The organism is Herbaspirillum sp. NPDC087042 (genome assembly GCF_044745245.1).
Classification (GTDB): domain Bacteria; phylum Pseudomonadota; class Gammaproteobacteria; order Burkholderiales; family Burkholderiaceae_D; genus Herbaspirillum.
Window position 1 is genome coordinate 49,284 of the sequence record NZ_JBIUZW010000023.1, and the last position, 7,630, is coordinate 56,913.

A 7,630-nucleotide genomic window follows, 5' to 3' on the forward strand; every position below is an offset into this window, starting at 1 on the left:
CTCAGGCGGCCACGTGGTGGGTCAGCGGATAGCCGCGTTCCTTGTAGAAGCGATAGCGGTCACGGCCGGCGGCCTTGTCGGCGTCGTCGGCGGAAATGATTTCCAGCAGGCGCTCGAAACGGGCGAAATGGGCCGGCGTATCCGCGCCGAGGTTGATGAGGATCTGGTGGTGGGGCAGTTCCAGCGTGTCGTCATCGGCCAGGATGATGGGCGTCTGCGCGGCCAGCGGGTCGCGGGCGTGGACATGCGGCAGGAAATCCTGCTCGGAAAAGCCCCAGAGCGCCTGGTCCAGTTGCTGCAGCTGGGCGCGGTCGGGCACGCGCAGCACCATGGTGGCGCCAGTGGCGTGCGCCTTGCGCACCAGGCGGCAGACGTAGGCGATCTTTTGCGGGACGTTGCTATGGAAATCGATTCGGGTCATGGCGCAAGTATAGTGGTTGGCGCTGCAGCATGCCATTCGGAGGCGGCAAACAACTTCACCTGCCAGTGCATATCTCCTGCACCGTTCGGCCTGAGTAGGCCCGTAGGGACGTATCGAAGGCAGCGCTCTCCTTCGATTCGCTCAGGAGCGCCTTCGATACGCGGCATGGCCGCTACTCAGTCCGAACGGTGTAGGGTGGGGAAATAAAAATGCCGTTCAGCAAGGTGCTGAACGGCATTGCGTGGCGAGCCGATGCGTCGCTCAGGCTGCCATGCCGCTATGGCGCAGCAGTGCATCGATGCTGGGTTCGCGGCCACGGAAGGCCTTGAAGGACTCGATGGCCGGACGCGAACCACCGACGGCGAGGATCTCCTGCTGGAAGCGACGGCCGGTTTCCAGCGAGATCACGTTGCCGCTGGTGGCGGCGGCTTCCTCGAAGGCGCTGTAGGCGTCGGCCGACAGCACCTCGGCCCACTTGTAGCTGTAGTAGCCGGCTGCATAGCCGCCCGCGAAGATGTGCGAGAACGAGTGCTGGAAGCGGTTGAAGGCGGGCGGGCGGATCACGGCGATACGGTCGCGCACGCTGTCGAGCAGTTGCTGCACGGTCTGCTGGCCACCCACTTCATATTCATGGTGGATCAGCATGTCGAACAGCGAGAACTCCACCTGGCGCAGCATCTGCAGGCCGGACTGGAAGTTCTTGGCGGCGATCATCTTGTCGTAGAGCGCACGCGGCAGCGGCTCGCCCGAGTCGGCATGGGCGGTGAGGTGCTGCAGCACATCCCATTCCCAGCAGAAGTTTTCCATGAACTGCGAGGGCAGTTCCACGGCATCCCATTCCACGCCGGAGATGCCCGACACGCCCACTTCATCGACTTGCGTGAGCATGTGATGCAGGCCGTGGCCGAATTCGTGGAACAGCGTGATCACTTCGTCATGGGTGAACAGGGCCGGCTTGGCCACGCCGTCGACCACGGCCGGTTCGGTGAAGTTGCAGACCAGGTAGGCGATGGGCGTTTGCACGCCCTGTGCGGTCAGGCGGCGGGCGCGGGCGTCGTCCATCCAGGCGCCGCCACGCTTGCCGGCGCGGGCATACAGGTCGAGGTAGAACTGGCCGACCAGCTGGCCGTCGCGTTCGATGCGGAAGAACTTCACATCCTTGTGCCAGACCGGTGCGGTATCGGGCTTGATCTGCACGCCGAACAGTTGCTGGGCCACCTGGAACAGGCCGCCGACCACCTTGGGCTCGGGGAAGTATTGCTTCACTTCCTGTTCCGAGAAGGCGTAGCGCTGCTCGCGCAGCTTTTCCGAGGCGTAGGTGCTGTCCCAGGCGTTGAGCTCGTCCAGGCCCAGGGTCTCGCGGGCGAATTGCTTCAGTTCTTCATAGTCCTTCTGGCCGAAGGGGCGGGCACGCTGGCCCAGGTCTTCCAGGAAGGCGATCACTTCGCTGGGCGACTGTGCCATCTTGGGCACCAGCGAGACCTCGGCGAAGTTGGCATAGCCCAGCAGTTGCGCTTCTTCCTTGCGCAGCTGCAAGATCTGGTCGATGTTGCCGCCGTTGTCCCACTCCGGCTTGACGCCCAGCTCGGAGGCCTTGGTGGCGTTGGCGCGGTAGATCTTTTCGCGCAGGGCGCGGTTGTCGGCGTACTGCAGCACCGGGAAGTAGGACGGGAAGTGCAGCGTGAACTTGTAGCCGGGCTTGCCATCCTTCTCGGCGGCGGCACGGGCGGCCTGCTTCACATCGGCCGGCAGACCAGCCAGTTCGGCCTCGTCCTCGACGAAGAGGGCGAAGTCATTGGTGGCGTCCAGCACGTTTTCCGAGAAACGCGTGGTCAGCATGGCCTGCTTTTCCTGGATCTCGGCGAAGCGTTCCTTCTTGTCCTCGGGCAGCTCGGCGCCGGACAGGCGGAAGTCGCGTACGGCGTTGTCGACCACCTTGCGGCGTGCCGCCGACAGCTGGGCGAAGGCCGGGCTGGCCTGCAGGGTCTTGTATTTGTCGAACAGCGCCAGGTTCTGACCCAGCCCGGTCCAGAATTCCACCAGGCGCGGCTGGTTCTCGTTATAGGTGGCACGCAGGGCCGGGGTGTCCATGACCGAGTTCAGGTGGCCGACCACGCTCCAGGCGCGGCCCAGCTTCTCGGTGGCCGACTCCAGCGGCTCGACGAAGTTGTCCCAGGTGACCTCCGCCATCGGCGCTTCCAGTTCGGTGACCAGGCGGCTGGCGTCGGCCAGCAGCTTGTCCAGGGCCGGCGTGACGTGCTCGGCGGCGATGGCGTCGAACTGGGCGTAGCCCGAGAAGTCGAGCAGGGGATTGGCGGCGATGTCGGTGGTGGTCATGGGCTCTCGTTTCTCTGATGCCCCCGCTGACGTGGCGCCAGCGGGAGGTGATGCGGTCTTAGGTACGTTCTGCGGCTTCGATGGTGTTGACCAGCAGCATGGTGATGGTCATCGGACCCACGCCACCCGGCACCGGGGTGATCCAGCCGGCGACTTCGCGGGCATTGGCGAAATCGACGTCGCCGCACAGCTTGCCGTTGTCATCGCGGTTCATGCCGACGTCGATGACGACGGCGCCGGGCTTGACCATGTCGGCGGTGACGATGTTGCGCTTGCCGGTGGCGACCACCAGGATGTCGGCCTGGCGGGTGTGGTGGCCGAGGTCACGGGTCTTGGAATTGCAGATGGTGACGGTAGCGCCGGCTTGCAAGAGCAACATCGCCTGCGGCTTGCCCACGATGTTGGAGGCGCCCACCACCACGGCATTGGCGCCGCGCACGGGGTAGTCGATCGATTCCAGCATCTTCATGACGCCATAGGGCGTGCAGGGGCGGAACAGCGGCTGGCCCGTCATCAGCAGACCGGCATTGCTGACGTGGAAACCGTCCACGTCCTTCTCGGGGGCGATGGCTTCGATCACCTTGTGGGCGTCGATATGGGCCGGCAGCGGCAGTTGCACCAGGATGCCGTTGATCTTGGGATCCTGGTTGAGGGCGTCGATGCGGGCCAGCAGATCGGCTTCGGTCAGCGAGGCTTCGTATTTTTCCAGCACCGAGTGCAGGCCGTTGTCCTGGCAGGCCTTGACCTTGTTGCGCACATAGACCTGGGAAGCCGGGCTGTCGCCCACCAGGATCACGGCCAGGCCTGGTTGCTTGCCTTGGGCGGTGAGGGCGGCGGCACGCTTGGCGACATCGGCGCGCAGTTGTTGGGAGAGCAGGTTTCCGTCGATCAGTTGAGCAGGCATGGCAGATAGAGAAAGGCAAGACTAGGGGGAAAGCTCCCGGGCGGGCCGGGGCGACTGGGGCGCGCAAGCGCCAGAGCCCGACATTATAAAGCCTGCCGGCAGGGGCGAGGACATGCCGGCAGCCGTAGAGTTGTTGTCAATTTGAAAATAAAAACCGGCAACTTCGGACGACACCGGCATTTGGCCTGCCTCACAACGGGAATTGTCAATTTCGGTTATGCTCCGGCAACCAAGCAACCCCGCCCTGATTGATTGAAGGATTCCCGCATGACCGATCTGCTCACACGACGCCTGCAACAGCTTTCCCAGCCGCAACATCTGGCGCTGCTGGGCCGGGGTTTGCGTGGTGTCGAGCGAGAGACCTTGCGGGTCGATCGCCAGGGCCAGCTGTCGCACAAGCCGCATCCGCCGGCGTTGGGTTCGGCCCTGACCAATGACCTGATCACCACCGACTACTCGGAATCGCTGCTGGAGTTCATCACCCCGGCCATGCCCGACATCGCCGATGCCCTGCAGCGCCTGGACGAGATCCATCGCTTCGCCTATGCCAAGCTGGATGGCGAACTGCTGTGGAATGCCTCCATGCCCTGTGTGCTGCCGCCGGAAGAGGAGATTCCCATCGGCTGGTACGGCAGCTCCCATATCGGCATGTTGAAGCATGTCTACCGCCGTGGTCTGGCGCTGCGCTATGGCCGCACCATGCAGTGCATCGCTGGCATCCATTACAACTTCTCGCTGAGCGAAGACCTGTGGGAAGTCCTGCGCGATGGCGACGATAGCGTCGATACCTCGCTGTCGCGGCGCGATTACCAGTCCGAGCGCTATATCGCGCTGATCCGCAACTTCCGCCGCTACAGCTGGCTGCTGATGTACTTGTTCGGCGCCTCGCCGGCAGTGGCGACCAATTTCCTGCGCGGCCGTCCGCATCAGCTGGAGACGCTTTCCGAGGACACGCTCTTCCTGCCCTACGGCACCAGCCTGCGCATGAGCGACCTGGGTTACCAGAACCACGCCCAGGCCAACATCACGCCGCACTATAACAACCTGCCGGCCTATATCCGCAGCCTCGCGCATGCGGTCAGCGAACCCTATCCGCCCTATGAAGCCATCGGCACCAAGCGCGACGGTGAATGGGTGCAGATCAATACCAATATCCTGCAGATCGAAAACGAGTTCTATTCGTCGATCCGCCCCAAGCGCGTCATCAACAGCGGCGAGCGCCCGGTGCAAGCCCTGTCGGCGCGCGGCGTGCAGTATGTGGAAGTGCGCTGTATGGATATCGACCCCTTCAATCCCCTGGGCATCGGCCTGGAGACGGCGCGCTTCCTGGATGTGTTCCTGCACTTCCTGGCGCTGGAGGCTAGCTGCCTGACCTCCGACGAAGAGGGCGCCGAGAACCGCGCCAACTTCCTGGCCACCGTCAAGGAAGGTCGTCGTCCCGGCCTGCAACTGCAGTTCAAGGGCCAATCGCTGCTCCTGCAGGACTGGGGCCGGCAATTGCTGGACCGTATGGAACCGGTGGCCGAGTTGCTCGACCGCCAACTGGGCGGCACCCAGCACCGCGACAGCATGGCTACCCAGCGTGCCAAGCTGGCCGATGCGGATGCCACCCCCTCGGCTCGCGTGCTGCGCGAGATCCGCGCGGCCGGCAATTCCTTTGCCGGCTTCACCCTGGCCAACAGCCGCAAGCAGGCCGATGCCCTGATCGCCCATCCGCTCTCGGCGACCCGGACGGCTGACTTCGTCGCCATTGCCCAGGCCTCGCTGGACGCCCAGCGCGAGATCGAGCGGACCCAGGAAGGCGATTTCGATACCTTCGTCGCGGCTTATCGCGCCAGTACACTCGGCAATATCGCCATCTGAAGCTATCTTCTATATCCCTCTCTATATAGAGCAGGGTAGGGCAAACACAGCGCTTCCCCGTCCGCAACCGCGGCGCGGAAGCGTTTTTCTTGCCTGGATGGAAATCTTTTCTCTTCAGTTCAGCCGCCTGGAAACTGGCTTTCCGGGCCGTTCCAGCATGCTTTGCGGCATTGCAAACAGAGCAAGAAATCCCAGTTTTACGAGTGATATAGTAAAAATACGCGGCCCGGAAAGCGCCTGTTCATGCCGCTCTGCAGCATATTTTCGTATTATGAAATCGATTATCGTAATTTGAAAATTGAAAATTCCCTGATAAAATTCGTCGTCCACACGGCTGGAAGACCGTACATTGGAGCCTGTTGCGCCGTCGATCCGCAGCCCCCACGGGGTCGGATGACAGATTGGCAACAGGCAATAGCTAAGGTTTTCCTGCATCACCTGCCGGCGGCATCGCGTACTGAATGACCCGACCCGCCTGGTCCATCCGACCGGACGGTTCTCTCAACAACCAGGAGACATGACATGTCAGCCCAAATCGATCAAGTTCTGGCGCAGGCCGCCAACGATCCCGATGTGATGGAAACCCAGGAGTGGCTCGACGCCCTCGAAGCAGTGATCGAAAAGGAAGGCCCGGATCGCGCACACTACCTGATGGAGCGCATGGTCGACCTGGCCCGCCGTCGCGGTGCCCATATTCCCTTCTCCAGCAATACCGCTTACGTCAACACCATCCCGGCTGACCAGGGCGCGCACTGCCCGGGCAACCTGGAATACGAAGAGCGCCTGCGCTCCTGGATGCGCTGGAACGCCATGGCCATGGTGGTCAAGGCCAACCGCGTGGATGGCGACCTGGGTGGTCACCTGTCTTCCTTCGCCTCGCTGGCCAACATGCTGGGCATCGGCTTCAACCACTTCTGGCACGCCCCGACCGAAGAGCACGGCGGCGACCTGCTGTACATCCAGGGTCACTCCTCGCCCGGTATCTATGCACGCGCCTTCCTGGAAGGCCGCCTGTCGGAAGACCAGCTGATCCATTTCCGTCGCGAAGCCGACGGCCGTGGTCTGTCTTCCTACCCCCACCCCAAGCTGATGCCGGAATTCTGGCAGTTCCCGACCGTCTCGATGGGCCTGGGCCCCTTGATGGCGATCTACCAGGCGCGCTTCCTGAAGTACCTGCACGCCCGTGGCATCGCCAAGACCGACAACCGCAAGGTCTGGGCCTTCTGCGGCGACGGTGAAATGGACGAACCGGAATCGATGGGCGCCATCGGCATGGCCGGCCGTGAAAAACTGAACAACCTGGTCATCGTGGTCAACTGCAACCTGCAGCGTCTGGACGGTCCGGTGCGCGGCAACGGCAAGATCATCCAGGAACTGGAATCCGACTTCCGCGGCGCCGGCTGGAACGTGGTCAAGGTCATCTGGGGCAGCGGCTGGGACGAGCTGCTGGCTAAGGACAAGGACGGCATCCTGCAGAAGGTCATGATGGAAACCGTCGACGGCGAGTACCAGAACTACAAGGCCAAGGACGGCGCCTACGTGCGCAAGCACTTCTTCGGCAAGCATCCCAAGCTGCTGGAACTGGTTTCCAAGATGTCGGACGACGACATCTGGCGCCTGACCCGTGGCGGCCACGACCCGCACAAGATCTACGCCGCCTTCAAGGTCGCGCAGGAATCCAAGGACCAGCCGACCGTGATCCTGGCCAAGTCCATCAAGGGCTATGGCTTCGGCAAGGCCGGCGAGGCACGCAACACCGCGCACAACACCAAGAAGCTGGACGACGAAGCCATCCGCGCCATGCGCGACCGCTTCCAGCTGCCGATCTCGGACGCCGACCTGCCGAACATCCCGTTCTTCAAGCCGTCTGCCGATGCGCCGGAAATGCAATACCTGCACGAGCGCCGCAAGGCCCTGGGCGGTTACCTGCCGCAACGTCGTCCGCAAGCCGACGAGAAGCTGCCGGTGCCCGAGCTGTCGGCCTTCCAGGCCATGCTGGAGCCGACCGCCGAAGGTCGCGAGATCTCCACCACCGCCGCCTACTCGCGCGTGCTGACCGCGCTGCTGCGCGACCCCAACCTGGGCCAGCGCGTGGTGCCCATCAT

The 7,630-nt window shown here is 63.2% G+C and carries 4 protein-coding genes and 1 pseudogene; 2 read left to right on the forward strand and 3 right to left on the reverse strand.

What is annotated here, in order from left to right:
* Position 1: 1 nt before the first annotated feature.
* The 3 genes from ACIPHN_RS23875 to folD form a co-directional block, all read right to left on the reverse strand.
* Positions 2-421, reverse strand: coding sequence for a DNA polymerase III subunit chi (locus ACIPHN_RS23875; protein ID WP_400441126.1), 420 nt, complete (start codon positions 419-421; stop codon positions 2-4).
* Between the two features lie 261 nt (positions 422-682).
* A complete protein-coding gene (locus ACIPHN_RS23880; RefSeq protein ID WP_400441129.1) occupies positions 683-2,758 on the reverse strand; it encodes a M3 family metallopeptidase in 2,076 nt (691 codons plus the stop codon).
* Positions 2,759-2,816: 58 nt separating this feature from the next.
* A complete protein-coding gene (gene folD / locus ACIPHN_RS23885) occupies positions 2,817-3,662 on the reverse strand; it encodes a bifunctional methylenetetrahydrofolate dehydrogenase/methenyltetrahydrofolate cyclohydrolase FolD (RefSeq protein WP_400441132.1) in 846 nt (281 codons plus the stop codon).
* Between the two features lie 267 nt (positions 3,663-3,929).
* Between folD and gshA the strand changes: the two genes are divergently transcribed.
* Together gshA and aceE are read left to right on the forward strand one after the other, a co-directional pair.
* The gene (gshA, locus tag ACIPHN_RS23890; RefSeq protein WP_400441135.1) at positions 3,930-5,525 is read left to right on the forward strand and encodes a glutamate--cysteine ligase; all 1,596 of its coding nucleotides are present in this window, start codon (positions 3,930-3,932) and stop codon (positions 5,523-5,525) included.
* Between the two features lie 522 nt (positions 5,526-6,047).
* Positions 6,048-7,630: pseudogene (gene aceE / locus ACIPHN_RS23895) on the forward strand (pyruvate dehydrogenase (acetyl-transferring), homodimeric type); the annotation flags it as partial.

Bases quoted from the DNA above. Each gene is read 5' to 3' on its own strand.
- ACIPHN_RS23875 (WP_400441126.1), bottom strand. From the start codon at position 421: ATGACCCGAATCGATTTCCATAGCAACGTCCCGCAAAAGATCGCCTAC.
- ACIPHN_RS23880 (WP_400441129.1), bottom strand. From the start codon at position 2,758: ATGACCACCACCGACATCGCCGCCAATCCCCTGCTCGACTTCTCGGGC.
- folD (WP_400441132.1), bottom strand. From the start codon at position 3,662: ATGCCTGCTCAACTGATCGACGGAAACCTGCTCTCCCAACAACTGCGC.
- gshA (WP_400441135.1), top strand. From the start codon at position 3,930: ATGACCGATCTGCTCACACGACGCCTGCAACAGCTTTCCCAGCCGCAA.